Source organism: Lysinibacillus sp. G1-3, from assembly GCF_056322905.1.
The window spans coordinates 1-458 of record NZ_JBWHYQ010000060.1 but is presented as its reverse complement, the minus strand read 5'-3'; the positions used below and the strand labels follow the sequence as shown (position 1 = coordinate 458).

Genomic DNA, 458 nt, shown 5'->3' with positions numbered 1-458 from the left:
ATCTGGAGGCGACCCTCAACAAGGAGTTCAACAAGCGCATCTCTGGCGGTGGTAAAGGTGAACAGGGACCTCTGAGCCGGGCGGACAAGCTGCGCCAGGCCAACGAGAAGCTGGCGTTCAACTTCGCGGTGGCCGGACAGGGGGCCGATATCCAGGTCACCACGGGCAACTGGAACTTCGTGTTTGGCGACAACATCCAGGCGATCCTGGACACCAACCTGGGTTCCCTGTTCGGGATCCTGACCCAGGAGTTCACGTCGACCGGGCAGGCCAAGACCACCTTTACCTTCACTCCGGCCGATCTGCCGCGCCAGTTGCAAAACCGGCTGCTGGGCCGACTGGCTGGGGTCGGCGCCGACACCACGCTGGCGGATATCTTCGGGGTGGATTACAACGCCCGGGGCCAGCTGGTGGCGCGCGATGGCGCGGCCATCGATGCACCTGCGCTGTTGCAGGAG

At 64.0% G+C, this 458-nt stretch carries 1 protein-coding gene; it reads left to right on the top strand.

The genetic code is table 11. The features are described from left to right. On the top strand, window positions 1–458 hold a 458-nt coding region (locus tag ACVYAD_RS25110), incomplete at both ends, for a hypothetical protein (protein WP_476428294.1).